13 protein-coding genes, 2 pseudogenes and 1 riboswitch are annotated in these 19,628 nt (G+C 45.4%); of the genes and pseudogenes, 11 read left to right on the top strand and 4 right to left on the bottom strand.

What is annotated here, in order from left to right:
- The first annotated feature begins 538 nt into the window (after positions 1-538).
- From DW904_RS20700 to DW904_RS20655, 11 genes and pseudogenes are all read left to right on the top strand, one after another.
- Positions 539-2,131, top strand: coding sequence for a peptide ABC transporter substrate-binding protein (locus tag DW904_RS20700; protein WP_226837875.1), 1,593 nt, complete (start codon positions 539-541; stop codon positions 2,129-2,131).
- Positions 2,132-2,305: 174 nt separating this feature from the next.
- Positions 2,306-3,271: an ABC transporter permease gene (locus tag DW904_RS20695; RefSeq protein WP_226815284.1), complete on the top strand. Its 966-nt coding sequence runs from the start codon at positions 2,306-2,308 to the stop codon at positions 3,269-3,271.
- 2 nt (positions 3,272-3,273) lie between these two features.
- The gene (locus DW904_RS20690; RefSeq protein ID WP_226815283.1) at positions 3,274-4,197 is read left to right on the top strand and encodes an ABC transporter permease; all 924 of its coding nucleotides are present in this window, start codon (positions 3,274-3,276) and stop codon (positions 4,195-4,197) included.
- Between the two features lie 8 nt (positions 4,198-4,205).
- Entirely contained in the window at positions 4,206-5,204 is a 999-nt protein-coding gene (locus DW904_RS20685; RefSeq protein ID WP_118584033.1) for an ABC transporter ATP-binding protein, read from the top strand.
- A pseudogene (locus tag DW904_RS20680) lies at positions 5,194-6,170 on the top strand (oligopeptide/dipeptide ABC transporter ATP-binding protein). The gene DW904_RS20685 and the pseudogene DW904_RS20680 overlap by 11 nt, the downstream one beginning before the upstream one ends.
- Before the next feature lie 239 nt (positions 6,171-6,409).
- On the top strand, positions 6,410-7,090 hold the full coding sequence (locus DW904_RS20675) for a DeoR/GlpR family DNA-binding transcription regulator (RefSeq protein WP_243110517.1): 681 nt from the start codon (positions 6,410-6,412) through the stop codon (positions 7,088-7,090).
- A gap of 138 nt (positions 7,091-7,228) precedes the next feature.
- Entirely contained in the window at positions 7,229-7,975 is a 747-nt protein-coding gene (locus DW904_RS20670) for a copper homeostasis protein CutC (protein WP_118584032.1), read from the top strand.
- Positions 7,976-8,056: 81 nt separating this feature from the next.
- Positions 8,057-10,633, top strand: a complete 2,577-nt coding sequence (locus tag DW904_RS20665; protein ID WP_118584031.1) for a transglutaminase domain-containing protein — start codon at positions 8,057-8,059, stop codon at positions 10,631-10,633.
- 184 nt (positions 10,634-10,817) lie between these two features.
- Positions 10,818-11,564 carry a M28 family peptidase gene (locus DW904_RS24710; RefSeq protein ID WP_279254413.1) on the top strand — a complete coding sequence of 249 codons (747 nt, stop codon included), beginning with the start codon at positions 10,818-10,820 and terminating at the stop codon, positions 11,562-11,564.
- The gene (locus DW904_RS24705) at positions 11,564-12,079 is read left to right on the top strand and encodes a M28 family peptidase (RefSeq protein WP_279254412.1); all 516 of its coding nucleotides are present in this window, start codon (positions 11,564-11,566) and stop codon (positions 12,077-12,079) included. The genes DW904_RS24710 and DW904_RS24705 overlap by 1 nt, the downstream gene beginning before the upstream one ends.
- A 24-nt stretch (positions 12,080-12,103) precedes the next feature.
- A complete protein-coding gene (locus tag DW904_RS20655) occupies positions 12,104-13,426 on the top strand; it encodes an alpha-L-fucosidase (RefSeq protein ID WP_118584030.1) in 1,323 nt (440 codons plus the stop codon).
- A gap of 214 nt (positions 13,427-13,640) precedes the next feature.
- On the opposite strand, the gene cytX is transcribed toward DW904_RS20655, so the two are convergent.
- The 4 genes and pseudogenes from cytX to DW904_RS20635 all read right to left on the bottom strand — a co-directional run bounded on the left by cytX (position 13,641) and on the right by DW904_RS20635 (position 19,510).
- Positions 13,641-14,816, bottom strand: a complete 1,176-nt coding sequence (gene cytX, locus DW904_RS20650) for a putative hydroxymethylpyrimidine transporter CytX (RefSeq protein WP_118584029.1) — start codon at positions 14,814-14,816, stop codon at positions 13,641-13,643.
- A 1-nt stretch (position 14,817) separates the two neighbouring features.
- Complete coding sequence (gene thiD / locus DW904_RS20645; RefSeq protein ID WP_118584028.1) at positions 14,818-15,660, bottom strand: bifunctional hydroxymethylpyrimidine kinase/phosphomethylpyrimidine kinase; 843 nt, start codon at positions 15,658-15,660, stop codon at positions 14,818-14,820.
- Between the two features lie 202 nt (positions 15,661-15,862).
- Positions 15,863-15,968, bottom strand: a riboswitch (TPP riboswitch).
- A 71-nt stretch (positions 15,969-16,039) separates the two neighbouring features.
- Positions 16,040-17,706 (bottom strand): annotated as a pseudogene (locus DW904_RS20640) (alpha-glucosidase).
- 130 nt (positions 17,707-17,836) lie between these two features.
- Positions 17,837-19,510 carry an alpha-glucosidase gene (locus DW904_RS20635; protein WP_118584027.1) on the bottom strand — a complete coding sequence of 558 codons (1,674 nt, stop codon included), beginning with the start codon at positions 19,508-19,510 and terminating at the stop codon, positions 17,837-17,839.
- Positions 19,511-19,628 lie beyond the last annotated feature (118 nt).

Below are 19,628 nucleotides of genomic sequence, written 5' to 3'. Positions count from 1 at the left end.
AAGCGAAATCCAGCGCTTACGAAGACTTATGCGTGAGGGCTCTCCCGAACGCATTAGTCGCAGTTAGCGATTAGTTCGCTGGAGCGTTGCGCCGGCGAGTGAGTAATACATATTGTCCAAATGCGCCCCTCCTGAAGAACTTTTCAACACATTCAACACATTAAAGAGGAAAACAGAAAGCCAGATACAGTTGAAGCACCCAGCTGCATCCGATATTTTTTACTTATTTTTCCTTGAAAAAGCAGAATTTGTACAAAATAAATACATAATTCGTACAAAACCAATTCTAAACAATAAAAAGCAATAAAGAATAATAAAAAACAATTGACAACACTACAACACTTTGCTATACTAAAATTACCAAAAAGAGGCGAGCAAAGAGAACATTTTTTATTTATGCAAAGGCGCATGAAACTACATCGTGACTAAGTTGCAAAATAGAAAATGTTTTTTTACTATAAAGCTCCATTTAAACTCTGAACGGCAAAGGCTTACTACCGTACCTGCATAAAGGACGGATAAGAAAGGAGAAAAAACTATGAAAATGATGAAAGCAGCAGTAGCACTTGGAATGGCACTTACCATGACTGTTACAGGTGCATCAGCAGTATTTGCAGAGGGAGAGACACTCAGCGTTGCTACTGATTTCGAGATCAAGACTCTGGTACCGTGGGCTGCATCCGAGGAGAATGCATTCCTGGTACTGAACCAGGCAGAAGAGGGACTGTTCCGTATGGACGAGAACAACCAGCCTCAGCCAGCTCTTTGCGATACTTATGAGGTATCCGATGACAAGCTTACATACACCTTCCACTTAAGAGACGGAATCCAGTGGAGCAATGGTGAGCCTGTAACAGCAGCAGATTTCGTATATGCATGGCTGAAACAGATGAGCGCAGACGCAACAAACGGCTACAGCTTCATTATGACAGACTACATCGTAAATGGTCAGGAGTATAATGAGGGAAGCGTTGAGGCTTCTGAGGTAGGCGTTAAGGCTGTTGACGATCAGACACTGGAAGTTCAGCTGAAGAGCCCGACACCATACTTCCTGAACCTTACTACAATGGATATGTTCTTCCCGGTTAACGAAGCATTCTGTGAAGAGCAGGGCACAAACTTCGCTCTTTCCCCAGACAGCATGCTCTACTGCGGACCGTACGTGATCACAGATTATGATCCGGCTGTAGGCGTTACTTTCGCTAAGAACGACAATTACTGGGATAAAGACAACGTAGCAATCGAAGATGCACAGGTTCGTGTAATCAAAGATGCTGCAGCTGCATTAAGCGCATATCAGGCTGGCGAGCTTTCCCAGGTTAAACTTGATTCTGCAAACGTAGTAGCATACAAGGATGATCCGGAATTCTCCCAGGAGATCGACTTCCGTACAAGCTATGTACAGTTCAACCTTACAGATGACGTAATGAGCAATGTAAACATGAGAAAAGCTATTTCTCTTGCTATGAACAGAAGCGCTCTTACAGATAACATTCTTGCTGATGGTTCTGCACCAGGTTTTGGTCTTGTAGCAGACGGCATGAGCGGTGATGGAGAGAAGACATTCCGTGAGCTGAACGGAGATGTTTCCCCATATGATCCGGAGCAGGCAAAAGAGTACTATGACAAAGCAGTTGAGGAGCTTGGAAGCGCACCTTCAGAGGTTACTCTTCTTGTAGCTGATGACTCTGTATCCAAATCCGTTGCAACATTTATCCAGAGTGAGCTTGTTACAACACTTGGTCTGAACGTAGTAATTGATACCAAGACTGTACAGGGACGTGGAGAGCTGATGGATGCCAACAACTATCAGTTTGCTGTAACAGCATGGGGTGCTGACTATGATGACGCTATGACATACCTTGATCTGTGGACAAACGGAACTCCATACCGTGGAAATTACAACGATGCAGATTACAATGCACTGATTTCTGATGCCAAGACTCAGACAGACGATGCAGCTCGTCTTGACGACATGCTGAAAGCTGAGAAGAAGCTGGTTGAGGAAGATGCAGTTGTTGCTCCTGTATACCACAGAGGTTCCGCTGTTCTGACAAAATCCAATGTCAAGAACCTGATCAGCCATCCGATCGGTGTTCCGCTTGAGTTCAAGTACGCTTCCTTCGAATAATCTCTTATTCAGGTGATTGTTGGATATAAACTGGTAGCGAAACAGATCTCAGAGGTTTGCTTCAAATTCAAGTAATATTCCTTAAGGATAGGTAACGGACCGTATACAGCAGTGGCTTACACAGCCGGTATACGGTCTGTTTTTCACAGAAAGAAAAGGAGTACTGTTCACTACGTGCACAGTAACAGAAAAGGTGATGTCATGCTGAAATATGTATTAAAGCGATTAGGGTACATTCTGGTTACCTTGTGGGTAATTGTAACCTGTACCTTTTTCATGATGAAAAATCTTCCAGGTACACCTTTTGATGCTGAGCGTTTTAGTATTATGACACCTCAGCAGCAGGAACGTGTGCTGGAAATGTATGGATTAAATGATTCTCTTCCAATGCAGTATGTGAAATATATTAAGAACATGCTGAAAGGAGACCTGGGTACTTCCTTTACTTATGTAAACCAGGACGTTTCCAAGGTTATCACAGGTCGTCTCGGACCATCTGCGCTGATTGGTATCCAGGCAGTACTGATCGGACTTGCAATCGGATTAATTTTAGGAATCCTGGCTGCCTGGAAGCACAATAGCGGAATTGATTACTTTACTATGATATTGGCAGTGCTTGGAGTCTCGGTGCCGAACTTTGTCGCCGCAGCCCTTCTTCAGTATTACATAGGTCTGAAATGGGGCGTTCTCCCGGTTGGATTCTGGACTGGCTGGAATTGTTCCGTATTGCCGTCCATTGCGCTTTCGTTCAGTGCAACAGCTATGGTTGCCCGTTTTATGCGTACCGAAATGCTGGATGTACTGGATCAGGATTACATCGTAACTGCAAGAGCCAAGGGACTGAGCCAGATGAAGGTTCTTATGCGTCATGCAGTCCGCAACTCCATCCTTCCGGTTGTAACCATTTTAGGACCAATCGTAGTAAACCTTATGACAGGATCTCTTGCTGTAGAGAACATTTTCAGTATTCCTGGTATCGGAAGCCTTTTCGTAGACTGTATCAAGGCCAATGATTATCCGGTGATCATGGGTATTACTATTTTCTATGCCGCATTCTATATGCTGATTGTACTGCTTGTTGACCTGGCTTATTCTCTTATTGATCCGAGAATTCGTCTTGCCAAAGGAAAGGAGAGCTGATCGTGGACAAATCAAAAATTGACCGCAGCATGTATCAGAAAGCGAAAGTAGAAGCCTCTGAAAAAGAGCACATCGCAGCTCCTGCTTCCACTATGCTGGCTGACGCATGGATCCGTCTGAAAAAAAACAAGGCAGCAGTTGTAGCATTATTTATTTTGATCGGAATTATCCTGCTTGCCATTTTTGCACCGATCTTCAGTAAATATTCATTTAGAGACACTGATTATAACAATGTATATGGACTTCCAAGCGCAGCACACATTTTTGGTGCTGACCAGTTTGGACGTGACCTGTGGGTACGTACCTGGATGGGAACCAGAATTTCCCTTATGATCGCACTGGTAGCTGCAATCCTGGATCTGGTTGTAGGTGTTCTTTACGGTGCTGTTTCCGCTCTTTTCGGGGGAAAGGTAGACGCTGTTATGCAGCGTATTATTGAGGTACTGGTTGGAATCCCAAGCCTTATCATTGTAATCCTTTTCCTGATGGCATTCCCGGCTGGTGTAGGAACTATTATCGCTGCACTTTCCATTACCGGATGGGTAAACATGGCCAGACTGGTTCGTGCCGAGATCCTGAAACTGAAGAATCAGGAATTCGTACTTGCTTCTCAGGTTCTTGGAACCAGCAAATTCAACATTATTATGAAGGATCTGATCCCGAACACAGTCAGCGTTATCGTAATCAACGTGATGTTCACAATCCCAAGCGCTATCTTTACCGAGGCATTCTTAAGCTTCATTGGTATTGGTCTGGCAGAGCCGCAGGCTTCCCTTGGTGTATTGATCAACGGTGGTTATCAGGTACTGCGAATGTATCCACATGTACTGATTTTCCCGGCAATTGTTATCGTACTGATTATGGTATGCTTCAGTATTCTGGGCGACGGACTTCGTGATGCCCTTGATCCGCAGATGAGAAAGTAGGTACAGCTATGGGAAAAATATTAGAAGTTAAGAATCTTACAGTCCACATCAAGACGCACAAGGGCGTTGTCCAGGCTGTGCGCGGCGTGGATTTTTACCTGAATGAGCAGGAGACACTTGCGGTAGTAGGAGAGTCCGGTTCCGGAAAATCCATTACCATGAAAGGTGTTATGGGAATCCTCCCAAAGAACGGAAAAGTAGTAGAAGGAAGCGTAATGTTCCAGGGAAATGATCTGACCAAATATTCAGAGCGTCAGATGCAGCAGGTGCGCGGAAGCGAGATTGCCATGATCTTCCAGGATCCCATGACTTCCCTGAACCCGACCATGAAGGTTGGAAAACAGATCGAGGAAATGCTGAAAGAGCACCGCAAGGAGATGAGTAAAGCCGACCGTAAGACAAGAGCCATTGAGCTTCTTTCCCTGGTTGGAATCTCCAATCCGGAGGCACGTTACGACCAGTATCCACACCAGCTGTCCGGTGGTATGAGACAGCGAGTTGTCATCGCCATTGCACTGGCATGTGATCCCAAGGTGCTGATCGCAGATGAGCCGACCACAGCTCTTGATGTAACGATCCAGGCACAGATCCTGGATCTGATGCGCGATCTTCAGAAAAAGATCAAAACATCCATTATCATCATTACCCATAACCTTGGTGTTGTGGCAAATATTGCAGACCGTGTTGCTGTTATGTATGGCGGAAAATTAGTTGAGACAGGAGATGTGGAAGATATTTTCCACAACCCATGTCACGAATATACAAAAGGCCTTCTTCGTTCTATTCCAAAAGCACACGAAAAAGGCGGTGAGCTTCAGGCAATTCCGGGAACTCCTCCGGATCTTATGGAGCCTCCGGTTGGATGTCCTTTTGCGGCAAGATGTAAGGAGACAATGATCGTCTGCCAGAAATACATGCCGGATTATACCGATTGCGGCAAGAATCACAAGTCAGCATGCTGGATGCTTGACGAGATGGCACAGGAGGTAAACTCTGATGAAAAATGATGAAAAGCAGGTACTTCTTGATGTCAAGAACCTGAAGAAATACTTTAATGTTGGAAATAAAAAGATCCTGAAAGCAGTTGATGACATTTCCCTTCAGATTTATAAAGGAGAGACTCTTGGTCTGGTTGGAGAGTCTGGATGTGGTAAATCTACCTTCGGAAGAACTGTTATCCATCTGTATGATCCTACAGATGGTACGGTAACCTTCGATGGAACGAAAATTGACAAGAATCTGGATACAAAGCAGAGACATGAACTTTGCAGAAGAATGCAGATGATTTTCCAGGATCCATATGCATCACTGAACCCGCGAAGAAAAATTCTGGATATTGTAGCAGAGGGAATTGATGCTCATGGTCTTGCTGCCAATAAAAAAGAACGTGATGCCAAGGTCATTGAGCTTCTGGAAACCGTTGGTCTTCAGGCAGAGCACGCAGATCGTTTCCCTCATGAGTTTTCCGGTGGACAGCGCCAGCGTGTTGGTATTGCACGTGCACTTGCAGTAATCCGGATTTTATTGTATGCGATGAGCCCATTTCTGCTTTGGACGTTTCCATCCAGGCACAGGTTATCAACCTTCTGGAGCAGCTTCAGAGAGAGCGTGGGCTGACTTACCTGTTTATTGCACACGACCTTTCCATGGTGAAGCACATCAGTGACCGTATTGGTGTTATGTACCTGGGATCTCTTGTTGAGCTTGCTGACAGTGAGGAGCTTTTCGAGAACCCAATGCATCCTTATACCAAGGCTCTTCTTTCTGCAATCCCGATCCCGGATCCGGATATTGAGAAGAACCGTCAGAGAATCATGCTGGAGGGTACACTTCCGAACCCCATTGATCTTGGCGAGGAGTGTAAGTTCTGCAGCCGTTGTCCTGTTTGCAAGGATAGCTGCCATAAGAGCCAGCCGAAGCTTGTTGAGGTAAAACCGGGACATTTTGTTGCCTGCAGCCAGTGCGCAGAGTAATATTTTACAGGCAGATTTGGTATCCATTCAAAAGAATGGAAAGCTAAAGGCCTGTCTGTTATATGAAATGTATAGTACTATATAAGTTATGTTAACCGCTTGAAAGAGCGGGAGATGGGCTTTTGATAAATAAGGCAGCAGAAAACAGGAGGAAGAAGGATGTTCATTGAGGAACGGCAGATAGCCATCGAGAAAGTCCTCGGGAAGAGGGAAAAGTCCGGACCAGGGAGCTGAGCGAAATGTTCCAGGTCACAGAGGACTGCATCCGTAAAGATCTGAAAACTCTTGAGAATGCCGGCAAATTAAAAAGAACTTACGGTGGTGCGATTCTTTCCCAGGATTACCCGCTGGAAAGAGATGTTATCGACAGAAGAAATTATCATGTGGACAGGAAGATGGTGATCGCGGCTAAGGCCATGACGCTGATCAAGGAGCGGGAAGCGATTTTTCTTGATATATCCACAACCAATATTGAGCTTGCCAAGCTTCTTGCGAAATCGAAAATGCAGCTTACCGTAGTGAGCAACATGATCGATATTTTACAGCTGCTTGCGCAAAATCCCAAGATCACAGCCATTGGAACCGGTGGAATCATGTATCCTACAGTAAATGGATTCCTTGGTTCTGCAGCAATCCAGGTGATCCGGCAGTACAGCTTTGACCGGGCATTTATGGGAAGCTGCGGAATTGATATGATGGATCACACCGTCACGACTCTTGGAGTGGAGGACGGATTGACCAAGAAGGCTGCAATTGAAAGCAGCCGTCATAAATATGCCGTGATGGAGCGGGAGAAATTTTATTTTAATGAATCTTATAAATTTACACAGCTTGATGAACTGGACGGAATCATCACAGATGAATTCCCGGATCAGTCGGTGCAGGATATGCTGGATTCCCTTGGTGTAACGCTCTATTAAGAAACGGCAGCTCGGGAATGCAGCAACAAAGTGACAAGACCGGCGGGCATGGGAATAATTTGTGAAATTATCAGAATGCAAAGTATTGCAATAGCTGCAATGTGATAGTATCAGGCTGGGTGAAAGGAAAAAGAGGGTATGAGCAAATTTACTTTGGAGGTTTGTGCAGATTCTGTGGAATCTGTACTTGCCGCTGAGAAAGGCGGAGCAGACAGGATCGAGCTTTGCGGAAATGTGGTGATTGGAGGAACAACTCCATCAGAGAGTCTTTTCCGCGAGATCCGCAGGTATAGTGATATTAAGATCCATGCACTGATCCGTCCAAGATTTGGGGATTTTTGTTATACTGAATATGAATTTGATATTATTCGTTCAGAAGTGAGAAGATTCCGGGAACTGGGTGCTCAGGGAGTTGTGATCGGTATGCTAAGACCGGATGGCTCCCTGGATGTGGAGCATCTGGCACAGCTTATGGAGGAAGCGAAGGGGATGTCTGTAACTTTGCACAGGGCTTTTGACGTGTGCAGGGATCCAATGGAGGCACTGGAGCAGGTCATTTCTCTTGGTTTTAATACCATTCTCACATCTGGACAGAAGAATAACTGTGTGGATGGATCGCCGCTGCTTGCAGAGCTGGTGGAAAAGAGTGCCGGTCGTATTCACATTATGGCTGGTGCAGGAGTGAATGCAGACGTGATCGCTCCAATCTATGAGAAAACCGGAATCACAGATTATCATATGACGGGCAAGGTTTTGCTGGACAGTGAGATGAAGTACCGCAAAGAGGGCGTGAGTATGGGACTGCCTTCTTTGAGTGAGTATGAGATTTTCCGCACCAGTGAGGCTGAGGTGAAAAAGGCCCGGGAAGTTTTAGCAAGGCTTTGAGGCTGGGACGCTCTTTCACAAAAAAAGAACAATTTTTTCGTGAAAGGGCGTTTTTTCTATTTAAAGTAGGAGGATGAATAGATGTTTCTTCAGAACAGTCAGAGGAAGATTGAAGAAGAATTTTTGAAATTAACAGAGAAGCTTGGGGCGGACAGGGAGCCGCTGAAGACGATTTGTGAGAAGCTGGATGGATGCGGCAGAGATCTGGGGCTGGCAATGAAGTATTTGTATGTGACCGCGCCTTATAGTGATCTTGTGAATTATACTTTTGAGGAGATTCAGGATTTCGCAAGTCATGGGCTGTTTCTTTATAATACGCTGGACAGGGTGAAAGAGCTGCCGGAGGAGATGTTTTTGAATTATATTCTGGATCACAGGGTGAATGAGGAAGAGGTACTTCCTTGTCGAAGCTTTTTCTGGAATGAGTTGAAGGATAGAATTGAAGGAAAAAATGCGAAAGATGCGGCAATTGAGGTAAATTACTGGTGTGCGGAGGAAGCTACTTATCATAGTGGTGATGACCGTACACTTCCGGCACTTACGGTATATCGAAGAGGTTACGGACGCTGCGGTGAGGAGTCTGTTTTTCTGGTAAATGCACTTCGCAGTGTGGGAATTCCGGCGCGGCAGGTGTATGTGCCAAGGTGGTCCCACTGTGATGACAACCACGCATGGGTGGAGCTTTGGTGTGACGGAAAATGGTATTTCACAGGCGCATGTGAGCCGCTTATGATCCTGAATAAGGGGTGGTTTACCAATGCTTCTTCCAGAGCAATGATGGTGCATTCCCGCCTGTTTGATCTTTTCCCGGCAGAAGGGGAGGATGTGATCGGCAAAGAAGGTGCAGCGGTTATGTTGAACCAGACTGCGCGTTATGCCAGGGTGAAAACTGTTTCTGTAAAAGTGACAGATAAAGAGGGCGCGGCTGTAAAGGGCGCTCAAGTGCAGTTTCTGGTGTTGAATATGGGAGAGTATTTTCCTATTGCAAAGGCAGAGACAGACGAGAAGGGAACAGTTTCCTTAGTGACGGGTTTGGGAAGTGTGAGAGTTCTGGCATTCCTTCCGGGGATGGAAGGCTTTGCACAGGCAGATCTGGATACCAGAGCGCAGGATGAGATTTCCCTGACTCTTACTGGTGAGGCTGTGGAAGCAGAAGATTGGAGAGCAGTAGATGTGATCGCTCCAGTTGATACCCCGGTGAACCCGGACATGCCTACCCCGGAGCAGAAGGCAGAAGGAACCAGACGACTGAATGAAGCAAACAAGATTCGCAAGGAGAAGAAAGAAAATTGGGTAAATCCGGAGCTGACTGCTTTTCTTGCAGGAGGCGATGAGAAGGAACTTCGTCAGGCAATAGTGGATGTGCTTTCAGAGAAGGATCATACAGACTGTGTTTGCAGGGTGCTGGAAGAGCATTTGGAATATGGAAAGATATATGCTAAGGAGTACCGAGATCTTGTTTGGGATGTTAACGGCACTGCTTGCGGCGAGAAGAATTGTAAAACTGAAAAATCTGTGGCATATACAGGCGTTTCTGGTGCTGAGAATGGCTATAACCTCTATATCAATTACGTATTAAATCCCCGTGTGGAGGACGAGCTTCTTCGTCCATACCGAAAAGGCATTCTCTCCTTTTTCACAGAAGAGCAGAAAGCCGCTTTCCGCACAAATCCGGCAGAAATCTGGAATTATATCCAGGTGCACATCACTGCCTACCCGGATAACGAGCGCGAGACCGTAATGGAAACTCCATACGAATGTCTGGTATCTGGAATTGGTACCGAGCGTTCCAAGAAGGTACTTTTTGTGGCAATCGCCCGTACACTGGGAATTCCGGCAAGATTGAATCCAGATAATAAGGTAATGGAATATTGGGTAAAAGACCAGTTTGTGTCCGTTTTGAAACAGCAGAAGGGTGGCGCAGTTCTCACACTGAAAAAAGAGGCTGATGCTGTATGGAACTACTATCAGAACTGGACAATGGGACGTCTGGTTGGAAATGAATTTGTTTCCCTGAATCTTACAGGCAGAAGCTGGAAGGGGGATACTCTGGAACTTGCATTGATTCCAGGAATCTACCGGATTATCACCACCAACCGTCTTCCTAACGGAAATCAGTTTGTATGGGAGAAAACATTTACGATAAAAGAAGGCGGACAGAGAGAAGAAACCTTGCGTCTCCGCGAAGCTCAGCTTGGCGATATGCTGGAGCGTATTTCCCTTCCGGAGTTTGAAGTAAAAGATTCTGCCGAAAACACAGTAACCTGCGCTGAGTTAACCAAAGGCGGCAAGAAAATTCTCATGTGGCTGGAAGAGAGCCGGGAGCCTACGGAACATATTTTGAATGAAATGCTGGAACATGCAGAAAAATTCCACGAATTTGAAAATTCCATCTCCTTCATGATTCGTACTCCGGAAGCCAAGCAGGATCCTCTTCTGGCAAAAGTGCTGAAGATGTTCCCGAATGTTTCCATCTATTACGATTCCTTTGAAGAAAACATTGAACTTCTGGGAAGAAGAATGTACGTTGATCCAGACAAGCTTCCGCTAATTCTGGTAACTAATGGCGAGTCTGTAGGGATTTATGCAACCAGCGGCTATAATGTTGGAACTGGCGATATGTTGATCCGTATTATGGAAGAAGTGCCGGAAGTATAAATCGCATTTAAAAGAAGATATAGTAGTTTTTGAAGTATATAGTAGAATTTCTAAGAAATATAGAGATGGTTTTCTTTGTGCTCTAGAGGTGCGCAGCAAGGCATAATAAGGAAAATTGCAAGGCCTCTGAATGTAGCGCATTAAATAGGAGTAAATCGGAAGCCATCTCTAAATGGAGTAAATTATGAATAAATACACAGAAATTCACCCAAATGGACAACGCGCGTATCAGTTTGTAGCTGACACGGCATACGTCCGTGAATCCGGCACTAAGGGGGAGCACAAAGCAGCTGAATACATTTTGAAGGAAGCGGAGCAGGCAGCAGCCCAGACGGGAAAGTCTGTCTACATTCAGACACCCCGCATGGAATTTTTCCAGTGTCCGGATTTTCAGCAGAAAAAGGCAGAGCTGGTAATCTGCCAGCCTTATAAGAAGGCTTATCCGGTGCGTGCCTACCTGAATGGCGCCTGCACCCTGGAAGAGGGCATCACAGCACCATTTCTCTTCGTGGGAAAAGGAGACGACATCAGTCTTTCCAAGGCAAAAGGGGCAGTTGTGCTGGTCTGCGATCCTATTCGTGAAGATATGATAAATAAAATAAAAGCAGCAGGTGCACTTGGCTTTGTAACCGTATGCGGCACGCCGCTGGATCAGGGGGAAGACCGGATTCCAACCCAGTACCGCCGCAAGGCAGGTGATCTTCCAGGCGCATCTATCCATTATCTGGATGCAGTGGAAATCGTGGAGAAACAGGCATCCAAGTGCTGCCTGAACATTCAGCAGAGCGAGATTTCCCGCAATTCCGCCAATGTGGCAGTACGCATTCTGGGAACTGATTTTCCAGAAGAAATCGTTACGGTAACGGCTCATTATGATTCTGTTCCGGAAGGCCCTGGTGCATATGACAATATGTCCGGCGGAGCATGGTGATGGAAGCTTTTCATCATTTCGCAGAGCACAGACCAGCCAGAACTATGGAGTTCATCTGGTTTGGCTCCGAGGAAAAAGGTCTGGTTGGAAGCCAGAATTATGTGAAATCCCATGAAGGAGAAATGAGCAGCCATGTGTTTAATCTGAATGTAGACCTGGCAGGGCAGCTCCTGGGAGGAAACGTTCTGGGAGTAACTGCAGATCCGACTGTCTGTGCAGAACTGAAAAACCTCATGGAAGAAAATCAGCTGGGTGTTACCATCAAAAATCAGGTCTGGGCCAGCGATTCCAATACTTTCGCATGGAAAGGTGTGCCAGCGCTTACCTTAAACCGTGACGGCTTTGGCATGCATACAAGACACGATACAGTAGAATATATATCTCCTCGCGCACTGGAAGAAGGGGCGAAAACTCTCTGCACAGCAGCTGCATGGGTGGCAAACGAGCCAGAACTTTCCTTTGAACGGGAAATTCCAGAGGATATGAAGAGAGAACTGGAAAAGTATTTTGCCTAATGTTACAGGAAAGGACATTATAAAATGAACAAAGTAATCGAAGAAAGAACAAAACGTACCGAATGGTACCGTGACGCCCGTTTCGGCATGTTTATTCACTGGGGACTTTATGCAATCCCTGCCAGAGGAGAATGGGTGCGCAGCATGGAGCAGATTCCACATGAGGACTACTGCCATCTCACAGAAGAGTTCACAGCTGAGAATTACAACCCAAGAGAGTGGGCGCGTCTTGCGAAAAAGGCGGGCATGAAATATGCTGTGCTCACAGCCAAACACCACGACGGCTTTTGCCTTTTTGACACCAAACTTACTGACTACAACTCCATGAACGCAGCCTGCCACAAAGACCTGGTAAAAGAGTTCCTGGAGGCATTCCGTGCAGAAGGAATCAAAGTAGGTCTGTATTTTTCTATTATAGACTGGCGCCACCCGGATTTCCCACACTATGGGGATATGCACCATCCAATGCGCAACCATCCGGAATGCTCCAATGAAAACCGCGATTTCGACCGCTATCTGGAATTTATGTTTGGGCAGATCAAAGAGCTTCTTACCAATTATGGTAAGCTGGATCTGATGTGGTTCGACTTCTCCTACGGCGATATGAAGTGCGACAAATGGAAAGCCCAGGAGCTGATTTCCATGGTGCGTTCCATCCAGCCCTGGCTGATCATTGATAACCGTCTGGAGGGCAGTGCTGAGGATTCCGGTTCTATCCTTACTGCAAATCCTACCGAATATTCCGGCGATTTCGCATCTCCGGAGCAGATGATCCCACCAGCAGGAATCCGCAATGAGCTGGGTGATCCGGTACCCTGGGAAGCCTGCCTGACCCTGAATAACAATTGGGGCTACTCTTCCAGTGACCGTCATTATAAATCAGCTGAAATGGTCATCCACATGCTGGTTGAGTGTGTCAGCAAGGGCGGCAACCTGCTCCTGAATGTAGGGCCTGATGCAAAAGGCCGTATTCCGAAGGAGTCTGTGAAGATTCTGGAAGAAGTAGGAGAGTGGATGGACGAGAACTCCAGGAGCATCTACGGCTGTGGCTATGCTGAAATCGATAAACCGGAATGGGGCCGTTACACCCGCAACGGAAATAAGATCTACGCCCACATTATGGAACCTCAGGCAGGAGCAATCCCTCTCACCGGAATCCACGGCAAGATCAAAAAACTCCGCCGTCTTTCCGACAATTCCGAGGTAAAGCTTACGGATTACTGGAACCTGAAGGAATACTCCCAGAATCAGTTCTTCTTCCTCAACGCTGACACCTGCGACAGCTATCCGCTTCCAGATGCCCGGGATACGGTTGTGGAAGTAACATTGGAAGAAACAGAAGAATAAACAGATATAAACAAAAATAAACAGAAATAAACAGAAAGGGACTGCCGGGAAATGGCAGCCCCTTTTTGGATTTATAAGAAAGCCCATCTCTGGCACTTTCCTGAACCGAGTAGTGTTTATACGAAAGCTAGAGCGTGTTTGAAAAATCATTCCTGCAAATTGCGACGCACATCTTGCAGAAAGCCTTTTATCCAATACACTCTAAAGTGAAAGTCTATTTTTTACTCTTTAAAACATTTCGCACGATCATACAAATGAGAATGGTAACCACCATATCCGGCAGTGTATTTCCCACAGGAATATCAATTCTCATTAAAATTCGGTACAGCACGAATCCGATCACCCAGATTACCGCATTTGTTATGTCAACCGATTCGCTCAGACTGTCAGCACGTTTCAGCAGGAAGAAGTCTGCAATCTGAATGGCGATCATCGGTGCAAATACAGAACCGATGAGGTACAGGAAATCGGTAATGTTGTCCATTGGATATACAATTGCAGCAATTGTTCCGATGATGGTTACGGCAATTGCGGCATATTTTCCATTAATTTTGGAAAATACAGATTCAGATGAAATTCCGGCGGAGTAAGCATCCAGGAATGTAGTGGTAACAGTGGAAAATACAATGATCAGAAGACCTGCAATTCCCAGTCCGGCTTTCACCATAATCTGAGCAATGTCGGATTCACCGGTATAAATCGCTGCACCCATACCGATTACATACATCCAGCAGCTTACAAGACCGTAAACAATAGAGCTTACAGCAGTTGCTTTCACTGGCTCCTTCGCCTCACGGGTATAATCACTGATCAGCGGCAGCCAGGACAGTGGCATTGCAACAGAAAGCTCAACCGCAGCACCAAAGGACATGGCTTCCTCGCCAATGGCAAGTGCAGTCCCGCCATCAAAGAAGATGAGCTTGCAGAGTACCAGTGTGAGGATAAAAAGTGCTGCCATAGCGATGGTGTTGATTTTTCCAAGGTTTGTGATGCCGATAAAAATCCACAGTACGATCAGTGCACCGATTACCAGACACCATACCCAGCTTCCGGTATGTAACACACCGTTTGCGGCCAGAGCTCCGTCGTAGATCATAATGGCAGTCCAGCCAACCAGCTGAAGTACGTTCAGGAAGGAGAAGAAAATCCCGCCTTTTTCCCCAAAGCTCATTTTTACGGTTTCCATTGCACTGCGGCGTGTTTTTCCGCCGATCACTCCGGCGAGGAAAAGCATGGTACAGCCAATAATATGTCCGATGATAATGGCAAGAAGACCTTTTCCAAAGCCAAGTGAGGCAAAATAGGTTCCGGTGAGGATTTCCGCCAGGGAAACACCAGCGCCAAACCAGATCAGGCCGTTTTCAAAAATGGAAGTACGTTTTTCAGTCATGTTATTTTGCCTCCTTATCAGCGGCTTCTGCCGTAATCTCGTCATGTGACAGTGTGAATTCATTTTTTATTGCAAATCCGTGATCCATAGGACCACTGCCTTTTCCAAGATCCAGCATAGCAGCAAGTGCTCCGGAAATATATTTCTTTGCCCTCTCCACGGAAGTATCCAGGTCAAATCCCTTTGCCAGATTAGAAGCAATGGCACTGGATAACGTACATCCTGTTCCGTGAGTGTTAGGATTGTTGATCCGCTTTCCCTGGAACCATTTGTAATTGCCTTCGCGCCACAGAAGGTCATTGGCGTCATTCAGCTGATGACCACCCTTGCAAAGCACTGCACAGCTGTATTTCTCCCCGATGGCAGCAGCGGCTTTGATCATATCCTCGGCAGTTTCTATTTTCATTCCGGACAGAACCTCTGCCTCCGGAATATTCGGTGTCAGGACTGTGGCCATTGGAAGAAGCTGACTTTTAAGAGCTTCAATGGCTTCATCATTGATCAGCTTGGCTCCGCTTGTAGCGACCATAACCGGGTCTACTACAATGTTCTTTGCTTTATACTGGCGAAGTTTTTTCGCAATGGTTTCAATCAATGCGCTGGAAGATACCATTCCAATCTTCACTGCATCCGGATAAATATCTGTAAAAATATTATCCAGCTGGTCGGCCAGAAATTCTGGCGTTGCTTCCATAATACCTGTTACACCGGTAGTATTCTGTGCGGTAAGTGCGGTAATCGCACTCATGGCATATACTCCATTGCTGATCATTGTCTTGATATCAGCCTGGATACCGGCGCCTCCGCTGGAGTCACTTCCAGCGATTGTTAATGCTGTTCTCATAATTTTCTTCCTTTCTCTTGGCCTTGTTTGAAGCAGTTTCCACGAGTTATGAGTTATAACGTGAAAAAATCTTTTTACAAACCGGCACTGTTGTTATGTATGCATTAATTTTATATAGCGTCCGAAAGTGGTGCCCCCAGCCGAACGCTGCATTGCTGCCATATGAAAAAAGAGACACCCCAATGAGGTGTCTCCGAAAAAAATCAAACCCATGATGACTTCCTACGGCGGCATTATCCGCATCAGGTAAAAGGGTCGAAATTCACAATTTCCTCTCAGCCTGTGTACAAGCTCCCCTGTTCTTTTGTTATTATAGTAATAATGGGAAAAAATGTCAATAAGGTGTTGGAATACAATAAATACCAAGCGTGAAAATCGTTTACGCTAACTCCACAACCAGCACCTGATATCCATGCAGCTTAACTGAATTTCCATCCAGAACCATATCCGGGTAGTTATTGATCAGCACCTTTTTGCATTCTGATGGAAGTGTAATTTCCTGCTCATCCCACTGATAATTGCCAACCACAAGCAAAGTTTTATCTCCTTTACGGTAGTATGCCATTAAATTATGCCGGTCTTCCATAAATGGCTCCAGAGCACCATACACAACGGTTTCTTTATATTCCGGATCCTTGCGAAGAGCGATCAGTTTCTTATAGAAATTAAGTACGGAATTTGGATCAATCGTCTCTTTTTCCACATTAATTGCGGTATAATTGGAATTTACCCGAAGCCACGGTGTACCAGCTGTAAATCCAGCATTTTCCTCACCAGTCCACTGCATGGGGGTACGGGCATTGTCACGGCTGCGGCGGGCAACAGCTTTCAAAGCTGCTTCCGGGGTAAGTCCGGCGTCAAGTGCAACTTTATATTCATCCAGAGTTGAAATATCATCTACCTCGTCAATTGATTTGAACGGGATATTTTCCATGCCAAGCTCCTGTCCCTGATAAATAAAGGGAAGTCCACGAAGCATGAAATTCAATGCTGCCAGCATTTTTTTGCTTGTGTCACAGCAATCACCTTCTGGAATATAGTGACTGACACCGCGAGGCTCGTCATGATTCTCGATAATATTGGAAACGAATCCGAAATCCCCCATTTTGGCCTGTGTCTCAAAACAGCAGCGCTGTAGTCGTCAGGTGTGATTTCTTTGCAATCGTACCAGCCTTTTTCAGAACCTCCGAAAATGGTTTCGTTAAAGTCGAACATAGAAGAAAAATAACCATTGTTTCCAATAAAATCCGGGAGCTCTTCGTCTTTTGCGTTGAAAACCTCACCTACGGAAAAAGCATCGTGAGGCTTGAAGGTGCGGTCACGCATTTCTCCAAGAAATTCTCCGATTCCGGAAGCTTCCTCCAGCATTTTATTAATGCTGCAGAGTCCGTCCTCACGATCAGGCTCATAATCATGCATAGGAAGAGCTTTTTTGATATTAATGATAGCATCAATGCGGAAACCGCCAAGACCCTTGTCCAGCCACCAGTTAATATTTTTATATACTTCCTCACGGAGCTCTGGATTTTCCCAGTTCAGGTCAGGCTGCTTTTTATGAAAAACATGAAGGTACTGTTTGTTGGTGCCAGGCAGATCCTCCCATACCGAACCTCCGAAATAGGAGCGCCAGTTAGTAGGAAGCTTACCATCTTCTTTGTCTCTTAAATAGAAGAAACGGCCGTATTTTCCATCCGGATCTTTACAGGCTTTTTTAAACCATTCGTGCTCATCAGAGCAGTGGTTTACAACCAGATCCATGACAATATACATGTCCCGCTTCTTTGCTTCTGCGATAAGGCGGTCCATATCCTCCATAGTTCCGAATCGCGGGTCAATGTCGTAATAATCGGAAATATCGTATCCCTGGTCGGCAAGAGGGGAGCGATAGCAGGGGGAAAGCCAGACAATGTCAACCCCCAGCTCCTTTAAATAATCCAGTTTCTCAATAATTCCCGGCAGATCGCCGATTCCATCACCGTTTGTGTCATAAAAGCTTTTCGGATAAATCTGATAGGCTACTTTATCCTGCCACCATTTTTTTTCCATAATAAATGATTCCTCCTTGTATAATAAGCTGCAGAGCATATTTGACAATGCACAGCAGTTATGAAATATTTGAAAATGTTCACAAAAACACCTTGCGTAATACAGTTTTCTGAACAGTTACTGAAAAGAATTAAAGCTCTATATGTAATACATATGCCTCATAGGGACGAAGCTTATTACCAATGGTATTGTCTGGATAATTGGAAATCAGACAGCTTCCGTCTTTATACATTTCCGGAATGGGGTAGTCTAGTTCCTTGCTGGTAAAGTTGCATACAATCAGCAGCTTCTCATTATCCAGAGCTCTGGTGTAGGCGTATACATCAGGATTTGTACCGTCCAGAAGCTCATATTTTCCGTAAACAATGATCTCGTGCTGTTTACGGAGCTGAATCAGTTTCTGGTAATAATGGAAAACAGAATCCGGTCTCTGGAGCTGCTCTCTGGCATTGATCTCCGTATAATTTGGATTTACTTTTATCCATGGTGTACCGGTGGAGAAGCCTGCATTGGTGCTGTCATCCCACTGCATTGGAGTTCGGGAATTGTCACGGCTTTTTTTGCGAAGAGAAGTAAGCATCTCCTCGGAAGTCATCAGCTTCTTTACTTCCACCATTTCGTGGTAGCCGTTAATGCTGTCCAGATCACGGAATTCAGAAAGATCCTGAAAGGGCATATTTGTCATAGCCAGTTCTTCGCCCTGGTAAACATAAGGGGTACCTTGCATCATGTGAAGGCAGGTGGCAAGCATTTTTGCGGAAATTTCACGGTATTCTCTGTCATTTCCCCAGCGGGAAACCATTCGAGGCTGATCATGGTTACACCAAAACAGACTGTTCCACGCTTTGCCTTCAAGTCCAACCTGCCATTTGGTCATGATTTCTTTTAATTTTACAAGGTTCAGAGGCTTCAGTCCCCATTTATTGTTCGTGTCAGCATCAAGAGTTACGTGCTCGAACTGGAATGCCATGTTCAGTTCCTTTTCATCACTGCTTGCGTATTTCTTAGCCTCCTCCAAAGTGCCACCAGTGCATTCACCAACTGTGAGAAGGTCGTATTTGGACAATACCTTACGCCGCATTTCCTGGAGAAATTCGTGAACCCTTGGACCATTGGCACATACATTAAAACTACTGTAGCCAGTAAGCTCCGGTTCTCCATCCTTGAATTCCTGGTCTTTGGAAATCAGACTGATCACATCCATGCGGAAGCCGTCTACGCCTTTGTCTAGCCACCATTTCATCATGTCATAAACTGCATTTCTTACGTTTTCATTTTCCCAGTTCAGATCTGGTTGTTTCTTTGAGAAAAAGTGAAGATAATACTGGCCGGTCTGTTCATCAAACTGCCATGCAGAACCTCCGAAGCAGGAACCCCAGTTATTGGGCGCTTTTCCATCAGCAGGATCCCGCCAGATATAGTAGTCGCGGTAAGGATTGGTTCTGTCTTTACGGCTTTCCGCAAACCATGCATGCTCATCCGAAGTATGATTGACGACCAGATCCATTACCAGTCTGATTCCAGCTTCATGACAAAGCGTCAGCAGCTGCTGAAAATCATCCATGGTTCCAAATTCATCCATGATTCTGCGATAGTCGCTGATGTCATAGCCGTTATCGTCGTTTGGGGACTGATAAATGGGAGATAACCAGACTACATTTACGCCCAGTTCTTTCAAATAGGGGATTTTTTCAATAATTCCTTTTAAATCTCCAATTCCGTCCCCATTGCTGTCCATGAAACTTCGTGGATAAATCTGATAAACCACAGCTTCCTTCCACCATTTTTTTTCCGTGCTATTCATTTATGTCTCCTTATATAATGATTATCTTTGAACTAAGTACATTATACATACATGAAAAGGAAAATACTTCCCCTTAATTTGATAAAAAATTACGAAATTCTGACCAGAACGTGGCCCT

The sequence above is a fragment of the Ruminococcus sp. AM42-11 genome, from assembly GCF_003480145.1.
In the GTDB taxonomy this organism is placed as follows: domain Bacteria; phylum Bacillota; class Clostridia; order Lachnospirales; family Lachnospiraceae; genus Blautia_A; species Blautia_A faecis.
Note: the sequence above shows the minus strand (reverse complement) of the source record. Positions and strands in the feature narration are given on the sequence as shown.